This window comes from Nostoc sp. FACHB-190, assembly GCF_014696905.1.
Lineage (GTDB): Bacteria > Cyanobacteriota > Cyanobacteriia > Cyanobacteriales > Nostocaceae > Nostoc_B.
The window spans coordinates 1-14,340 of the sequence record NZ_JACJQW010000045.1; the positions used below are offsets into that span (position 1 = coordinate 1).

At 42.4% G+C, this 14,340-nt stretch carries 13 protein-coding genes and 1 pseudogene; 7 read left to right on the forward strand and 7 right to left on the reverse strand.

The window, feature by feature from the left end:
• Nucleotides 1-655 precede the first annotated feature (655 nt).
• The 6 genes from H6G28_RS30515 to H6G28_RS30540 form a co-directional block, all read right to left on the reverse strand.
• Nucleotides 656-802, reverse strand: a complete 147-nt coding sequence (locus H6G28_RS30515; protein ID WP_190676571.1) for a hypothetical protein — start codon at nt 800-802, stop codon at nt 656-658.
• 85 nt (nt 803-887) lie between these two features.
• Nucleotides 888-1,505 carry a hypothetical protein gene (locus H6G28_RS30520; protein ID WP_190676573.1) on the reverse strand — a complete coding sequence of 206 codons (618 nt, stop codon included), beginning with the start codon at nt 1,503-1,505 and terminating at the stop codon, nt 888-890.
• A 93-nt stretch (nt 1,506-1,598) separates the two neighbouring features.
• Nucleotides 1,599-5,855 (reverse strand): strawberry notch-like NTP hydrolase domain-containing protein, encoded by a 4,257-nt coding sequence (locus tag H6G28_RS30525; protein WP_190676575.1) that lies wholly within the window; start codon nt 5,853-5,855, stop codon nt 1,599-1,601.
• Nucleotides 5,856-5,922: 67 nt separating this feature from the next.
• Complete coding sequence (locus tag H6G28_RS30530) at nt 5,923-6,309, reverse strand: hypothetical protein (protein ID WP_190676577.1); 387 nt, start codon at nt 6,307-6,309, stop codon at nt 5,923-5,925.
• A gap of 80 nt (nt 6,310-6,389) precedes the next feature.
• Nucleotides 6,390-6,851 carry a hypothetical protein gene (locus H6G28_RS30535; RefSeq protein WP_190676579.1) on the reverse strand — a complete coding sequence of 154 codons (462 nt, stop codon included), beginning with the start codon at nt 6,849-6,851 and terminating at the stop codon, nt 6,390-6,392.
• Nucleotides 6,852-7,137: 286 nt separating this feature from the next.
• Nucleotides 7,138-7,857: a glutathione S-transferase family protein gene (locus H6G28_RS30540; protein ID WP_190676580.1), complete on the reverse strand. Its 720-nt coding sequence runs from the start codon at nt 7,855-7,857 to the stop codon at nt 7,138-7,140.
• Between the two features lie 441 nt (nt 7,858-8,298).
• On the opposite strand from H6G28_RS30540, the gene H6G28_RS37105 reads away from it, so the two are divergent.
• The 5 genes from H6G28_RS37105 to H6G28_RS30560 all read left to right on the forward strand — a co-directional run bounded on the left by H6G28_RS37105 (nt 8,299) and on the right by H6G28_RS30560 (nt 12,126).
• The gene (locus H6G28_RS37105; RefSeq protein ID WP_242054684.1) at nt 8,299-8,559 is read left to right on the forward strand and encodes a hypothetical protein; all 261 of its coding nucleotides are present in this window, start codon (nt 8,299-8,301) and stop codon (nt 8,557-8,559) included.
• Nucleotides 8,560-8,848: 289 nt separating this feature from the next.
• Nucleotides 8,849-9,073: a sigma-70 factor domain-containing protein gene (locus tag H6G28_RS30545; RefSeq protein WP_190676582.1), complete on the forward strand. Its 225-nt coding sequence runs from the start codon at nt 8,849-8,851 to the stop codon at nt 9,071-9,073.
• Nucleotides 9,074-9,301: 228 nt separating this feature from the next.
• The gene (locus H6G28_RS30550; RefSeq protein ID WP_190676584.1) at nt 9,302-9,919 is read left to right on the forward strand and encodes a nucleotide-binding protein; all 618 of its coding nucleotides are present in this window, start codon (nt 9,302-9,304) and stop codon (nt 9,917-9,919) included.
• Nucleotides 9,862-10,860 carry a ParB/RepB/Spo0J family partition protein gene (locus H6G28_RS30555; RefSeq protein WP_190676586.1) on the forward strand — a complete coding sequence of 333 codons (999 nt, stop codon included), beginning with the start codon at nt 9,862-9,864 and terminating at the stop codon, nt 10,858-10,860. The genes H6G28_RS30550 and H6G28_RS30555 overlap by 58 nt, the downstream gene beginning before the upstream one ends.
• Nucleotides 10,861-11,610: 750 nt before the next feature.
• Entirely contained in the window at nt 11,611-12,126 is a 516-nt protein-coding gene (locus H6G28_RS30560) for a hypothetical protein (RefSeq protein WP_190676588.1), read from the forward strand.
• A gap of 170 nt (nt 12,127-12,296) precedes the next feature.
• On the opposite strand, the pseudogene H6G28_RS30565 reads toward H6G28_RS30560, so the two are convergent.
• Nucleotides 12,297-12,728, reverse strand: a pseudogene (locus H6G28_RS30565) (transposase); the annotation flags it as partial.
• Between the two features lie 344 nt (nt 12,729-13,072).
• Here H6G28_RS30565 and H6G28_RS30570 point away from each other — a divergent pair.
• On the forward strand, nt 13,073-14,014 hold the full coding sequence (locus tag H6G28_RS30570) for a ParM/StbA family protein (RefSeq protein ID WP_190676590.1): 942 nt from the start codon (nt 13,073-13,075) through the stop codon (nt 14,012-14,014).
• A 20-nt stretch (nt 14,015-14,034) separates the two neighbouring features.
• The gene (locus tag H6G28_RS30575) at nt 14,035-14,340 is read left to right on the forward strand and encodes a hypothetical protein (protein ID WP_190676593.1); all 306 of its coding nucleotides are present in this window, start codon (nt 14,035-14,037) and stop codon (nt 14,338-14,340) included.

Sequence of the window (14,340 nt, forward strand, 5' to 3'; positions counted from 1 at the left end):
CACCTCGAATATGCTGGCATTGGGCGATTCCTAATGCGCCACCGCCCAAAGTATCTCTATTGATTGCGGCAGTTGCTATTTCCGGTAACAACAAAGAAATAATGAGAGTTGTCGAAATAGTTTTCATGAACATGAGTGTATTCTCCAACGGTTTTTACTCATGTTTTGCGTAGCAAGTTTTCCCAAAAAGTTCTTTTATTGAAGCGCCAATGAAAATAGCTAACCTATTCAAAAATTGGCTTAAAATTTTAATTACCTAAAAGTTATAAATTAGGAACGTTACTATCTTAGTATGCAAAATGTTGTATCAACTAACTGTAGGCGTAATCAACAGTAGCTTGGACTTCTTTAATCGCTATCGGAAAGTTTTGAGGCAATTTACTGCTTACCTGACTTTGCAGATTACTTTTGTGTTTTTAACGGAAAATTGGGTGAAAACTTTTGATAGTTAGGTTTAAAATGTTGGCTTGTCAGGAACTTTTATGGAACAGAATAATAAATAAAATCCAAAGAAAACCTATATTTGTTATTGTGACTTAGTTTTAAGTTTTTGAGCCTTTCTATGAAACTGTAATTTTAATGCTCTACCATAAAAATAACCGAAGAATTACAATGTTTTAGAAAAATAAAAGCCCCAGTTTCGGGCTTTTATTAATTAGCTTTTTTTGATGTTTTCAGTTTCAGTTTCTTCGTCCTCAATAGTACCATCTGCTTCGTCTTCTGATTCCCAACGTCCAGTTATTCCACCTTCAGAACTATCTTCTGGTTGGGTAGTAGGATTAATTTCAGTTGTATCAAGCATTAAGATTACTCCTTGTTTTTGAATTTAAAATCATAGTCAGTTAGTTAAATTATAAGTAACTGACTATTAATCTGCTGAAAATTGCTCAAAGTTCATCAAGTTCAATCTGCTCCCTGCTCCCTTCCCCCCTGCTTCTTCGGTCAACATATCTGCCTTTGGAGGCGGGGTTAGGATTAATGTGAAAAACCGCAGTTGCCTCTTGACTATATCTTTGCATCAATCCTACAACATCTTGCCAGTAAGTTGTACTAGTAAAAGTGGTTTCAGTAATTGTTTTTCCTAATTTATATTTATCAAGTCTTTCTCTTGACAATTTCTTGTACCGTTTGAGATATTGATATTTGCTTGGAGTAGGTTGAGGTAAAGCTTGTAATTCATCTGTTGTAATTGCGGGAATTTTTAGAAGTGCAATTGTCGCTGCTTTGGCTACAAGTAAGAATTTCTCTGGTTCTTCATCAGAAGTTAAAGCATTTACCAAACTTAAATTGATATTGCGATAGTAATATGTCGGGCCTAAATACATTGATAAAGCCCAAGCCTCAACACGGGATAATGCAGGTGCAAAATTTAAGGTAAATTGAATTTTAGACTCGTGATAGCGACTGTCGAAGAGTCTTTCTGGGTTTGGCTGATTTGGAATTAAGGTTAGAAGGCGAAATTCTTCAACTTCACTCAATTCTAAGTTAAATGGTGGAGTCCACATTTTGTTTTATTCTGCAATACTTCACCAAAAATGTGCGAAGCGAAATTGTTAGAAAAAAATAAGCCACTCTACTAAGAAAGTGGCTCAAGCCAGTTAACCCAAAATGCTTATCACTGCCGCCAGCACATCAGCAGCTTTATCTCCAGTTGGCACAAACACCCGCTTACGCCAGTCGATGATCTCGGTGAAGCAACCTACAGCAACCAATCGATCAGCCAACGATAACGCATTGACTAACTCCAGACGTGGCTCACCAGCAATGAAAGACCGCCGCAGCGTGATACCTCCTGGGAGTTGTTGTGTATACTTTTCGTTTAAGACTAGTGAAACCAGTTCTGTGGGACTTAGCAACTGGTTCTTGAGTCCGAGTTGCTCTCGCACAGTTTGGATATCCACTGCATTCACCACCCGACCAAGTACTTTCGCGCCATCACTGGTTTGCAACCGGAACACCCGACTGCTGGTTTGCGGTAGTATCTTCCAAATAGGTAACAAAATGCCTGTTACCAAATGCAGATAGTCGGTGTTGAATCTGGGCAATACGTCCACTTCCTTCGACCATGCCGCGATGAACACTTCAGTAGGAACTTGCTTCCATGTGGATGATTCCAAATCCGTGAGTGTGACGCGAGTTTCTTTTTGCGATCGCACCAACAAAACCCGTGGAATAACACCACCGTCACTGTCGAAGATACTGTGTGTTGGAATTGACACAGCAGCATTTCCCGACTTGGTATTTACCATCAGTCTCCCCTGATATTGAGTGGCAAACTCCAGCATTTCCTCAGCAGTTCTGATGTTGTTTTTCTGAGTTCGTTCTACCTTCAAATAGCTTGTTGCGCTACCAGTGGCAGGATGAGTGTACACAGTTTCCTGGCTCTCAACAGTAAACCGTTCTGCTCGGAGTGTTTCAACACCGACTTCATAGACACCAGCCGCTTGTGCTGCTTCAATCTGCTGAGAAAGCAACAACTCAAAACGCTCGAAAATCAAGTTTTGCATATCAATCCTCAAAGCCAGCAGCCGATTGAGGAATTGACGCAGGGGTGGAAGGTCTATCTTCATTCCGCCCTCATGAGAGGTTAAGCTGAGTCCGGTCATTGTTTCAAAACTTCCCAAAGAAATTTCATAAAACCGACCTTGGTAAATTTGCCGAAATAACTCGTACAGCGCACGTTCGGCATATTGCGACTCCAGGTTATCCTTAGTATCAAAAATACCATTGCCCCCAGTTTGCCGTTGACCGCGAGTTAAAGCACCCAAACTGTCCAGCCGTCGAGCAATTGTGCTGATAAACCTGCGTTCCCCGCGCACATTTGTCGTGACTGGTCTGAACACTGGTGCTGATGCTTGGTTAGTACGATGACTCCGCCCCAAACCCTGAATAGCATTGTCAGCCCTCCAACCGGCTTCGAGAAGGTAATGCGATCGCCTTCTACGATTAACCGCGTTCAAGTCAGCATGATAGCTTCTGCCAGTACCGCCAGCATCAGAGAAGATGAGGATTTGCTTGTCGCCGTTCATAAAAGCAGTAGTTTCGGCAATATTAGCACCGGAACCGCGTGAATCTACAAATAAGCGACCAGATTCATCTTTCAGGACTCGTTTGCTACGACCAGTCACTTCAGCCACTTGTTTGTGACCAAAGTGCCACAGCAATTGTTCTAGTGCGCCGGGGATGGGGTCAAGGCTGGCCAGTTGGTCAACCAGAGCATCACGTAAAGCCACAGCTTCTTGAGAGATCACAGGAGAACCGTCAGCGTCAAAGGCAGGTTCGGAACGCTCCTCGCCATCTTCGCCGGAGTGGATGGAATGCAAGTGTACGGGAAAGGCACTAACTAAGTAGTCAAGAACATACTCACGGGGTGTTAAATCAAGGTTAAGATCCTTCCATTCTTCAGCCTGAACCTCATCAAGCCGTCGCTTCAATAACTCTTCGTTGGTGGAGACGATTTGCACAACAACCGCATTACCAGCAGCCAAATCATTCTCAATCGCTTTGATAAGAGTGGGGCATTTCATACCCGTGAGAAGATGGTTAAAGAAGCGTTGTTTATGACTTTCAAACTGTGATTTGGCTGACATCTTAGCAGCACGGTTGTAAGTTTTAGCACCAGCAATGTTACAAGCTTTCAGTGCTTTCTCTAGGTTATTATGAATCACCTGGAAAGCGTCTGAGTAACTATTGTAAATCCGTTCCTGCGTCGGCGTTAGTTCGATTTCGAGAGTCTGATATTCAACGCCATCGAAGGAAAGCGATCGCGCCAAATACAAACCGAGTGCCTTCAAATCCCGTGCCACCACCTCCATCGCCGCAATGCCGCCGACAGAGATAGATTCAACGAAATCCTCACGGTTTGTGAATGGGAAGTCTCCAGTCTGCCAGAGTCCGAGACGGTTTGCATAAGACAAGTTTGAGACTTTGGTTGCGCCGGTGGCTGACACGTACACAACTCGCGCCCCAGGCAGAGCATTTTGGAGTCGAAGCCCAACAACACCCTGCTGAGATGCTGCAATCATACCGAGTTTACCTTCAACGGCCATCGCATTGCCCATTGCGTGGCATTCATCGAAAGCGATCGCACCCTCAAAGTCTTTACCAGCCCACTCAACGATTTGTTTGAGCCGACTTTTACCGTTCGTTTGTGAGCGCAGAGTTGAGTATGTGCAGAATAGAACACCTTGAGTGAATGGGATTGGCTCACCTAATTTGATTTTCGAGAGGTCGATAATATCTCGTTCACTACCACCCAGCGCATACCAATCTCGTCGGGCATCTTCTATGAGTGTGGCACTTTTGGATATCCAGATGGCTTTTCTTCGACCCTGACACCAGTTGTCGAGGATGATTCCCGCGCACTGTCTACCCTTGCCAGCACCCGTCCCATCGCCCAAAAACCAGCCACGACGGAATTTTACAGCATTTTCTTCATTATTTGCCGCTACATTCACATTATCCCACGAATCGTCCACAATATAAGACCCGGAGAGAAACTCAGAGTGCGCTTGACCCGCGTAAATCACGCTCTCAAGCTGTGCCTCTGACAACAAGCCTTGAGTAACAATGTTTTGTGGCAGATGTGGTTTGTAAGATGGTGGTGGTGGGGATACTAATGCTAAAGCCGCACTTTCACAAAGTAATGAGGGATGGGGTAAAGCGTCTTTGATTCTGATGCGTTGTGGTCGGTAGGTTTCATAGAGAGTATCCTTTAAACCCTCATTGGCAACCCACTCGACTACTTCATACTCCAGAACTACTACATCGGGAATTTCTGCGGGGGGTTCTGGTTGAGCTACCACTGTACGCTTTGTCGGCAGTTTAACAACCTTCGTTGCAACGACAGCAGCTTTCATAGTTGCAACATTCCATTGCGAACGCCCAGGCAACTGCTCAATCAACGCCAGTATTTCAGGCAAGTCCAGGGTTTCTCGAATGCAAGGAATGTCGCCGGGGTTAGATGCTGGGACTTTATCAATAACGGTAATTCGGGTTTCGATTGTTGTCCCATGCTTGGCGTAAGCTTGACCACTGACCCCGACCGAAAGCACCACGCTGGATTTCTCCTGCCACCTAACGAAAGTTTCGCGCCAAGTGGGATTATTAGGAGAGAACCAGTTAGCGGAGATTGTCACCAATCGCCCACCGTCCGCCAGCTTTTGTAGTGCTGAGTTGATATGCCGAGGAGTTGCGTCGGGATTGCGATCGCCGATTCTTGGAGATGAGGAAAACGGCGGGTTCATCAACACCACTGAGGGCTGAGTCTTTCCTGCCAAATAATCGTTAATCTGCTCGGCGTTAACAGAGAACAGTGGAGTACCAGGAAACAGCCGTCGGAGAATTTTGGTTCTATCGGGTGAAAGTTCATTCAGCATCAAACTTGCACCGTACAGTTTAGCAAACTGAGCCAGAATCCCAGTACCAGCACTTGGCTCAAGCACTAAATCGTTGTTAGTCACTTGTCCAGCCAATGCCACCAAGTACGCCAGTGGTATTGGAGTTGAAAACTGCTGGAGTTGCAATTGTTTCTCGCTGCGGCGGGTGTGTGTGGGGCAAAGGGATTCGAGCAGTTGCAATTGCTCCAAGGGATTTTCTGATAATGGGTTTTGTCGCAGGTACAAGATTAATGCAACTTCAACAGCCTCATACGCATCCTTCCACAACCACTTACCCTCAGCCGCAGTGCCGTGAAAGTGGCGATTCATCTGCGATTGAATAGTTTTTGTAGCAATAGGGCGATGATCAGTTAGTGATTTAGCGAGTTCTTGAGCAACGTTGAGGATTGACTGCCCGTAATCTAAAACGGTTTGCAGGTCGAATAGGCAACCCTGTGTAACGATTTGGCTGACCATGACTATTATATAGATATAAATTTCACAAAAATTCGGCGTAGCTGATGCTGAAGACTGAACAAAGCAATCAAATTAGACTTAATTGCTTGAAGTCGATTTCTCGTGGATGCTCACGCTCAATCCAATCAAAGGCACATTCCAGGTTGAGTAAGAATTCTCGCCACTGTTTCGGTTCGGGGATACCAGCAGATGTTTGAGCCGCAGCATATTCGTTTACCAACACAGCACAATCAACCATGTGCGAATAAGTATCGAATGCCAGTTGGTTGCATTGTGAGCGAATTCGTCTTTTAACTCGTTCCGGCGAAGTGTTCCAGAATATGCTCCAAAAAAGCTGGTGATATTCTCCAGATAAAGCGATCGCCCGTTGCAAATGCTCTCTAGCAACTGCAAATTCTGGGTCAACTGGAGCGTACTGGAGAGCCACGACTAAAGCACAGTGCGCCGCTTGCATAGTTCTAATTTTTGAAATGACAATTTGAGCGAACGCAGTTATTACAAGCGTTCGCTCGACTCTATAAGGGGATTGTGGAACTAAGCCGCAGCTTTTTTGCGAGACTTCCGAGGTGTTACCGCAGTTTTGGGCTTACTGGTTTTGCTGGTTTTGGTAGATTTTGGTTGAGTGGATTTTGTAGATTTGGTAGTTGCCTTAGCTTTCGGTTTAACAACAGAAATTACTGGTGGTAGCAGTTTTAAGGTAGGAAACTCAAGTACAACGGGCTGTGGGATTGAGTTTGGTGTAATGTCTGTGTCAAGATCCCAAGGGCTAGGCAGTTGCGCGAACTGTAGCTCTGATTCTGGTGCGACGATTGGCAAGAGTGTAGGTACAGTATGGGGTGTTGCTGCGATCGCCCCAGAATTTGTAGCGACGGGTGCAATCGCAGAATATGAATAAGGTAGCCAGAAGAAGCCGTTTGCGAAGTCTACGAATATAAGGCTAACGAAGCCCATGAAAATAACTTGAATTGTCAAAGACAAGATTGATTGAATATCCATTGTTGTTCTCCTGAAGTACGAGAGAGTTTTCAATGGCAACTAGCGAAGCGTTTGAACTGTAAGCTTATGAGAAATTAGTCAGTAGCAGAAGATTTAGTAGCTGCCAAGAGAATTTTGCGAGGTGGCAGGCAGGGGAGGAATTTTCTCTCCCCCTGCGATAAGATTGCTCAACCTATAAGACAATTTTGGGTTGGTGAAGAACTAGTTCTGATATGATGCCCGTCTTGCTTATAAGCGAGCGCACCAATGATGACAAAGATAGTTGCCCTGCATTCAGAGATTATTTTTAATAAGGATGAGCCTGAAGCCAAGCAGCAATATGAGGTATTTCACTGATTGTCTTTTTTAGCACCTCAAGCTTTGGATATAGTTCCAGCAGTTTTTTTGGAGGCTGATAAGGGCCATTCGGCTCCGGGATGTAAAAGAATGTAGATGGAGTTCTCCAAAGGTTTGCAGATATATCCAAGGTGTACAAAATGTCAAACACCGCCAGATCAGCCCACGTCAGTGATGACCCGACAAGGAATGGAGATTTTGGATTATCTGCTATCATCTGCTCAAACCTGCCCAGGTGCATAGGCACAGTCACGGAGAAAAACTGATCTAGCCGTTCCACCCTCAGCGATGCTTGCCTCATTTTCATGAGCAGATGACCATTCTCCACAATCCGGTCAACATAGCACCCATACAGAAGATCCAGCAAATCTCTCCAAGCATCGACCACCATATCTGATTTGGCTGCCTGTACCTTGTCTAAAGGGTATATTCCAGCTTCTCGCGCCGCGTAACGAGCGAGCGCACATGATTGAGCAATCATGGTATCGCCCAATTGGAGAGTAGGGAGCTGATCGAAAGGGAGTTTTCCACTATCCCGTAAAAGCTTGTATTCGTGAAGGGATATCACTCTGTCTTCAAATGGGACATCGCCATAGACAAAAATGAGACGCGGTAATTCTGCTCTGCCCTTCCCGTCATCAAAATATAGCAAGATTGGGTGGGAGTTCATAATTTTTGTACAGCTTCGTGGAAAACTAAATTAGCCATCGGTCGTTCAGGTTCTTTCGTTTGATATTGTCTCAATGGCTTGTAATAGTCAGCATCATCCTACCGATACAAATCAGGTTATTAGACGCTAGTAGTTTACCAACCCAAAATTGCCATGTAGGTCGAGCAATCTTATCGCGGGGGGAGAGTTGGTGCAGGAGGAGAAAATTCCTCCCCCCCTGCCTGCCACCACACAAAGTTCTCTTGGCAGAGTATTAGGCACAAATTCTCCTTTGAAGAATTGGATTTATAGAAGCCTGATACTCGTTCTCAAATTAGGTGTAGCTAAAGGGTGAGAATGCCCAACAGACCTCTAGTGATAACTAGGCAATTAGGCTAAAAAATCTGATGAGAAAGGCTAAGATTCAGATTGGTGCTGAACAACTTCCAACTAAGCTAAACAATGGCAAGTAAAGAAATTCAAGTAAAAGAGTACACAGTCCGAGCGCACAAGCGTCAGATCCACACGCGCACATTCAACTTCGTCTGTAAGCAGTGCGAACAAACAACTTCTCGTGAGACGTATGGCCCACGCCCTCTGTATTGCGAAACCTGTCGTCCTCCAGGGCCACCTAAAAAGTCTTCTGTTGCTGCGCCTGCTAAGAAAGGTAAGCCCAGGGCTAAGGTTTATCGCAGTGATGTGGATTTTCAAAAGTCTTCGTAAGGCGATCGCTGAGATAAGCAAAATGCTTCTGGATAATGGCATACCAGAAGCATTGAGTGTAATTTGCTTAGGACGATTTTAATCGTTAGCAGTACAATTATACTATACAAACAGAGTCCGTCTATACGTGATTAGTTGAACCAATTGTCAATCAAAAAGTAGGTCGTATTATTGTAGAAATTAGAGGAAATAGTCGAAAAACGCCCAATTTTTGCCAACTGTAAAGTACATCTTATTTTAAGATTTGATACCGATAAAGTGATTTCAGGCTTTTAGAGAAATAGAAAGAATGTCCTTTCAGCCAGATAGCGTAGGCATATACCTACAAGAGATCGCTAAATATCCTATGCTGACACCAGAACAAGAAATTACTTTGGTGCGGCAGGTGCAGCAGATGATGGTAATAAATCAACACAAAGAAGCTCTCGAATTGAGGCTACATCATCAGCCAGTCTTGTCAGAACTAGCTGCTGATCTGGGAAAAACGGCATCTACATCCGCAACACGTAGATAAACATGACCAATCATCTGACTGCTATAGTATTTTACTTAATCCGTAATATGCAGTAAGAAAATAAAAAAAAACTTGCTATACGGGTTAAGTATCAAATATGCTTAAGTTTTTAAGCTGACCCAAAACATTTTGGGTCAAAATAAAATATTTCTAATTTAGCTAAAAATTGGGGCAGAGCAAGATAAAATTCTTGTTCAATTACAACTAACAAGTAATGGGAACATAACCTTGACTACTAAGTTTGTAACGCTAACTTCCTTCAAAGGAGGGGTGGGTAAAACTACTTCAGCAATTTGTTTGTCTTGCTTGTTCGCGGCGGAAGGATATAAGGTTTTACTTATTGACTACGATCCTAACCGTTCAGCCACAGTTTGGAGTTCTCGCGATCAACTTCCTTTCAAAGTTGCTACAGAGAACACAGCTAATCGCCTAATGGCAAAAGAAAAATTTGATTTTATTGTTATTGATACACCAGCAAGACCAACGTCAGAAGAAATCAAAGAGCTGGTTGATGGATGTGATTTATTATTGGCTATTACAACTCCGTCTGCTCTTTCAATTAGTGCTTTGAATATGATGGTTCAAAGTTTCCCTGCAAAAACAAAATTTTATGTTTTACTGACTGTGATGCCTCCCTCATCAGAGCCAGACGGGGAAATTGCTTTTCAGACGCTTAAAGAGCAAGGCTTACCTGTATTGGAGCAAGGAATCCAGCGTTTAAAAGTTTATGAACACGCTGCTGCTGAGGGAAAACCAGTGTATGAAATTAAAAGAGGAGGAAAAAAAGCATGGGAAGACTGGAAGGCACTGGCAAAGCTACAACCAATCAAAGAGTTGCTAATTTAAAGCAAATTTTAAACTTTACTCCAGAAAAGGAAGAGAACGCTGTAAATCAAGGTGATTTAAACCAAGACTCTTCAGTAGTATGGGTAAAACGTAGCCAAATTCATTTGACCTTTAGTTTTGTGCCAGATGGCCAACCTGTACGGTACTACTACGATCCAGAAGAATTAGAAGCCTGGGCATTAAATGACTTAAAACCAAATGGTATTCATTCTCCCTTATGGGTTCGTCCCCTTAAAAATGGTAATGGTGATGAATACGAGCTTGTTGCAGGGAAACGCCGTTATCATGGTTCTGAGTTTGCCGAAATCGATCCGTTGCCTGTACGAATATTCAACTGGAATGATCTTGAAGCGTTCAAAGCTTCACTTGCAGAAAATAAAAATCGTCGAGATTTTAGTGCATTAGAAGATTTAGATGCGATTCTTAAACTTCTTGCTATAAGTATCGAAGGGACTGTTGAAGAAGCAGTAAGTTTGCTGTACCAGATGGACAATCTTAAGCGTCGCTCAGGTATAGATAGTGTTTTAGCTCATCCTCAGTATGAAATTATCCAAACTGTATTTGATTTCTTTGGCGGAATCAGTTGGGAATCTTTTGTTAAAAGTAGATTACCCTTGCTGAAAAAACCCCAAGAAATTTTAGAAGCCGTGCGTCAAGGAAAAATTGAATATACCAAAGGTTTAGAAATTGCCAAAATAAAAGAACCTAAAATTAGACAACAGTTGTTAGAGAAAGCTATCGTTAATAAACTGCCACTTGCAGAAATCAAGAAGCTCACTCAATCTCATAAGCCAAATTCACAAGATTCAATACAAAGTCGCCTAGACTTGACTTACAAAGAATTTAGAAAGTCGTTAAAGAAAATAGAAAACAATCCAGAACAGCTTCAAAAAGCTGAAAGCTTATTATTTCAAATAGAAGAATTTCTGAAAAATAATTGACCCAAAATGTTTTGGGTCAACATAAGCAAGAGAATAATTGAATTAAATCCTAATTTCTTACTTGCATTCGCTAATAAGCTGTTCAGCATTAAAATTGAGCGGGCAATCTCGACACAGCAAGGAGTATAGCTCTCAAAAATCCCAGTTTAAATGCACATCAGCTTAGGCTTGTATTCAGCTAACTTAGTCAAGCTGACTGTTTCAAAAGTTTTTATGAAATCTAATAAATGATCATCTAAACCACTGAAACAACAGCTAACTATTCAAACTAAGCCATAATCTAACCCAATTTTTGCTGATAACCAAACAGATTTATGCTCAGAATATCAGCCTGTCTCCACTTCTAATGAATGGGGGCAGCCGAACAGTGAAGTGGCGATCGTTCTCCCCGATCACTAATCCAGAGCAACAGCCTAAACTACCCAGAGCATCAAAACATAGAACTCAAAAACCAGAGTCTCCAGAAAAGTTTTGGTACAAAAAATTTCTAGACTGCGCTCAACCAATAGAATGGAATTTTTGAATGTTCTCTCTGTCAATAGGTAATAATTAGCGAGTTTAAGGAAGAACCAATAATGGGAGATTCCAAAGTATAGCCTTCCATTGCTCTGGTGAACGTTGAATGCCCTATCTGCGGTAAGATTGCAATCAAGTTAACTACAGGAAAGGTACTATCGACACAGCGATACCTTAACTTTAGTTGTGATGATGCTACAAAGATTCAATTCAGAATTATTAGAAAGAAATATAATGCCAAAGTTAACCTGTTTAACTGCACCGTTAATTGTACTAACAGCCCTGAGCCTGACAAGTTGTAGCACCACGAGTGTTGAGCAGTACGAAGCGACAGCACTTACCAGTTATATCTGGCAAGTAAAGTATGCCAATAACTTAACTAATGCACCACAGCCAAGGATTGAAAAATTTGGCACTGCATCAGTACTCAATCGGAATGGATTGAAACCAGCAGGAGCAGTTATCGGCCCGGACGATCAAGGACTATGGTGGCCAATTGTGCCACTACGCCCAAGCATTGATGAAGTAGAACAACGCAAAAAACCTCAAGAAGAAGCAGGCAAACCAGAACTACAGAAAACGGTAAAATATCAAATTACTTATGGAGCAGGTGAGCAACAGAAAACGCTACCTACTAATTATGATGTTTATCGGCAGGTAGTGAAGGCGTACCCGTCCCGCACTCCTTTGGAATTAACTTTTGGATTAAATGATGACTCGGTAGAAAAGGCTGAACCAGTGGGCAAGTAATAATTTGATAAGCCTTAACTGCTGCTTATATTGGCAAATAATATTCTGTGAAGCATAAGGGAAACTTTCTTGTGTATCCCTAAAGTTTGCCATCACGCAATAATTTGTGCGCCATATCACCTATCAAGAGCAGAGTGTAGGGTATAGGGGGTAGGGTGTAGTGAAAGCAGCAGAAAATCCTCACGGCAGTTAGTTATTTTTCTGTGAACTCTAGCAACTTTCTTTCGAGCTTTAACACGGTTGTTAGAACCTTTCTGCTTCTTAGATAGTTGCCGTTGTTTAAGTTTTAAATTCTTCTCATGCTTATTGAGTATTTTAGGATTGTCAAACTTTGAACCATCACTGGTAACAGCAAAGTGGGTTAATCCCAAGTCAATACCTATCGCTTTACCTTCTGTATTTAATTCTGGTTTTTCTTTACCATCATCAAAAAGAATAGCCGCAAAGTATTGATTAGAGCAGTTTTTGGATATGGTTACAGTCTTAACTTTCCCCTCAATGGGTCTATGAATGATTGCTGTTACATCTCCTATTTTTGGAAGACCTACAGAATTATCAGCAATTTTGACATTTTGAGGATATTGTATTGACTGCTTACCATGTTAGCAACTGCCGTCGGGAAACTGTCGTCAACTCACGCGCAATTCATCTCAACACTTCCGCTATCGCGGTAAGTGTGAGGCTTCTTGCTGTTCAAGCTAAAATTATTTGTTCCCCAAATCAATTTTTTAAAATTACTAAAAATCAGTACCGTTAATAAAAAATCCAAAACTACAAATAGGGGTCAAATAGGGGTCATATAACCCCCAACAATTAAAATTCACAGATGGGGGCTAAATGGGGGTCATATAGGTTACATTTGACCCCCATTTAGGGTATCCTCAAAAAGCCCTGATTTTATGCCGCAATTAACATCAATGACTTTTTTGAATTGGAGCAAAGCGACATGACAAACATCCACGCACTGCAAAAAATTTTCCCCGCAGGATTTGATAACGGTTATGGCAGCCTGAAGCTGTTAGTCGATGGCTTTGATGTTGTAAGAGTCCCCAGCTACATTTCCACAGTAGACATGGAAGACGTTCCAGGTAGAGTGGAATTTAACGGGACAGCATACACAGTTGGAGAATCCGCTTTTCGTGCCGGAGATCATTTTGAACGCAACACAGATAGCAATGATAATAAGGTAAAGAATGCCCTGAGAACGTTGCTCGGAGCATTAGCACATTTGCCACACCGCAAAGCATGGCATTTAAAGTTAGTCGTCAGCTTGCATGATGTCGCTCTAGCAAAAGACTTAACCCAAGTACTCAATGGAGAATATCAAGCGACACTCGCAGGCAAACCCTCAGAAGTCAAGGTAGAAGTGCTAAAAGTTGTTCCCGAAGGAATGGGGGCATTGTTTGGCCAAGCATTACCGAAGAAATTAACAGTTATCGACTTTGGTAATGGCACAACACTATATTCTCGATACACCCAAGGCAAGCGGGAAGTACACACTCCTTACCCTGTGGGTGTAGAAGTTCTCATCGATGAAATTGCCCAAAAAATGAAACATCTCAATGGCGGCAAGCTAGGAGATCCATCGAAAGTACGGTATGCCCTGGAGATGGGACACACCAGATATAGCCGTGACATTGATATTAAAGATGTGTACACAGCTTGTTTTAAAGATTGGTATGAGAAGTATTTGAAAAAAGTAGTAGGTATGGCGCTCGATGCCAAACACCAAGGTGATGAAATTTGGGCAATTGGTGGTGGCTGTCTATTGCCGGGGTTTAAAAAGCTTTTAGAGAAAAATGGGTTTAAAGTCCTGGACAATCCAGTAGAGGCTAATGCAGTCGGGCTATTGGAGATGGCCAAAGCAATAGTCAACAAAAATTCTTAAAAACCCAGGAGAACAAAACCATGCTCAATAATCAAGATGATGTCTTAGACAAAGTACGCATTAGAAATAGTTATCGTCAACGCATACTAGCAGAGGCTAAACAATTAGACAAAAGCTATGTGGAAACTATTCATTTCATTATCGATTGCTATTTTGCATTCAAAAAAGGAGTGTTAACTACACAGCAATCAATAGCTTATACGTCCGATTTCAACGGAATAGAGCTTAATTCGGGAGCATCCCAACAGCCTGTTAGTAGTATATCAACTTACTCTGAACAAGAGGATTCTGGCAATGAAACATTTTCTCTCGATTTTGATTTGTAA

What these genes read in the sequence shown, in the direction of transcription:
- H6G28_RS30515 (WP_190676571.1), bottom strand. Translation starts at nt 802, where the DNA reads ATGCTTGATACAACTGAAATTAATCCTACTACCCAACCAGAAGATAGT.
- H6G28_RS30520 (WP_190676573.1), bottom strand. Translation starts at nt 1,505, where the DNA reads ATGTGGACTCCACCATTTAACTTAGAATTGAGTGAAGTTGAAGAATTT.
- H6G28_RS30525 (WP_190676575.1), bottom strand. Translation starts at nt 5,855, where the DNA reads ATGGTCAGCCAAATCGTTACACAGGGTTGCCTATTCGACCTGCAAACC.
- H6G28_RS30530 (WP_190676577.1), bottom strand. Translation starts at nt 6,309, where the DNA reads ATGCAAGCGGCGCACTGTGCTTTAGTCGTGGCTCTCCAGTACGCTCCA.
- H6G28_RS30535 (WP_190676579.1), bottom strand. Translation starts at nt 6,851, where the DNA reads ATGGATATTCAATCAATCTTGTCTTTGACAATTCAAGTTATTTTCATG.
- H6G28_RS30540 (WP_190676580.1), bottom strand. Translation starts at nt 7,857, where the DNA reads ATGAACTCCCACCCAATCTTGCTATATTTTGATGACGGGAAGGGCAGA.
- H6G28_RS37105 (WP_242054684.1), top strand. Translation starts at nt 8,299, where the DNA reads ATGGCAAGTAAAGAAATTCAAGTAAAAGAGTACACAGTCCGAGCGCAC.
- H6G28_RS30545 (WP_190676582.1), top strand. Translation starts at nt 8,849, where the DNA reads ATGTCCTTTCAGCCAGATAGCGTAGGCATATACCTACAAGAGATCGCT.
- H6G28_RS30555 (WP_190676586.1), top strand. Translation starts at nt 9,862, where the DNA reads ATGGGAAGACTGGAAGGCACTGGCAAAGCTACAACCAATCAAAGAGTT.
- H6G28_RS30560 (WP_190676588.1), top strand. Translation starts at nt 11,611, where the DNA reads ATGCCAAAGTTAACCTGTTTAACTGCACCGTTAATTGTACTAACAGCC.
- H6G28_RS30570 (WP_190676590.1), top strand. Translation starts at nt 13,073, where the DNA reads ATGACAAACATCCACGCACTGCAAAAAATTTTCCCCGCAGGATTTGAT.
- H6G28_RS30575 (WP_190676593.1), top strand. Translation starts at nt 14,035, where the DNA reads ATGCTCAATAATCAAGATGATGTCTTAGACAAAGTACGCATTAGAAAT.